General features: G+C 53.5%; 1 protein-coding gene. It reads left to right on the top strand.

What is annotated here, in order from left to right; translation table 11 throughout:
* Positions 1–647, top strand: a 647-nt coding sequence (locus B9Y59_RS12540; RefSeq protein ID WP_198945622.1) for an FIVAR domain-containing protein, incomplete at its 5' end; no start/stop codon positions are given.
* Positions 648–1,877: the final 1,230 nt, after the last annotated feature.

Genomic DNA, 1,877 nt, shown 5'->3' with positions numbered 1-1,877 from the left:
TGGAAAATGACAATGCAACCCAGGAGGCAGTGGATGAGAAGGCCGAAGAACTGCTCAATGCGATTACAGCACTGCGTATGATTCCGAACAAGGACGCTTTGAAAGACCTGATTGGAAAAGCAGAGGCAGTGAACACCAGCAAGTACACAGCAAAGAGCGTGGCAGCGATGCAGAAGGCATTGAGCAACGCAAAGGTTGTGTTGAACAATGAAGCAGCGACCGAAGAAGAGGTCAAGAGTGCCGTAGAAGCACTGGAAGCAAGCATCCAGAACCTGGAGACAAAGACGACGACAGCGAAGAAGAGCGGCTCCACATCGAGAAATGTAAGCAACACATATGGAGCAGCGGGTGTGGTTTCCGCAAGCCAGAGTGCAGCGGCAAGTGTGCGCAGTGATGCGGCAAATGCCATCACGCTGAACAGAGGAAGCATGTACACCTTCAAGATGACCGTAGTCAATGGAAACGGACTGGCGCCGAGCTTCACAGTGGGCAACGGAAGCGTTCTGAAGACGCAGTTTGTGTCCCAGATCGGCAATGACTACTACTACAGAGTTTATGCAGTTGGCACACCGGGCCAGAGCACAGGTGTTTACACCACACTTCCGGGCCAGGATGCGAAACTGCATTGCACGGTAACCATTGGCTGAACGCCGGGAAATTTGTGTAAGGTATAAACGTGTACTATTCGATCAAGTACCCGGCAGCCGATAGCAGAAAGCTTGTGTAGGAGACGCCGTAGGCGCGGAAGACGCTGTGCGTCCACCGGGGCCGGAGCACAGGCGTTTACACCACCCTTCCGGGCCAGAATGCAAAACTACATTGCACGGTAACCATTGGCTGAACGCCGGGCAATTTGTGTAAGGTATAAACGTGTACTATTCGATCAAGCACCCGGCAGCCGATAGCAGAAAGTTTGCGTAGGAGACGCCGTAGGCGCGGAAGACGCTGTGCGTCCACAGGAGCATGGCCCAGCCATCCTTGGCGGACATCTTAGTAAATTGAGCGAAGGGAGCCCCTTTCGCAAAGAGCAGAATCCCCGCTCCGGGAAACCGGAGCGGGGATTCTACGGCTTTGAGACTTTGTGTACTTGGGATGCAAGCGAAAGATAAAATGTATGGAAATTTCCAAAAGGAAGCAAAAGATTGCAGGCCGAAAGGCGCTGTGGTCCGCCGGGCCAAAGCACAGGTGTTTACACCACACTTCCGGGCCAGAATGCAAAACTACATTGCACGGTAACCATTGTCTGAACGCCGGGCAATTTGTGTAAGGTATAAACGTGTACATATTCAATCAAGCACCCGGCAGCCGATAGCAGAAAGCTTGCGTAGGAGACGCCGCAGGCGCGGAAGACGCTGTGCGTCCACAGGAGCATGGCCCAGCCATCCTTGGCGGACATCTTAGTAAATTGAGCGAAGGGAGCCCCTTTCGCAAAAAGCAGAATCCCCGCTCCGGGAAACCGGAGCGGGGATTCTGTGGCTTTGAGACTTTGTGTACTTGGGATGTAAGCGAAAGATAAAATGTATGGGAATTTCCAAAAGGAAGCAAAAGATTGCAGGCCGAAAGGCGCTGTGGTCCGCCGGACCAGAGCACAGGTGTTTACACCACCTTGCCGGGTCAGAATGCGAAGCTGCATTGCACGGTAACCATTGGCTGAACGCCGGGCAATTTGTGTAAGGTATAAACGTGTACATATTCGATCAAGCACCCGGCAGCTGATAGCAGAAAGCTTGCGTAGGAGACGCCGCAGGCGCGGAAGACGCTGTGCGTCCACAGGAGCATGGCCCAGCCATCCTTGGCGGACATCTTAGTAAATTGAGCGAAGGGAGCCCCTTTCGCAAAGAGCAGAATCCCCACTCCGGGAAACCGGAGCGGGGATT

It is taken from the genome of Anaeromassilibacillus sp. Marseille-P3371, from assembly GCF_900169665.1.
Classification (GTDB): Bacteria; Bacillota; Clostridia; order Oscillospirales; family Acutalibacteraceae; genus Anaeromassilibacillus.
This window is presented reverse-complemented; position numbering and strand designations above follow the sequence as displayed.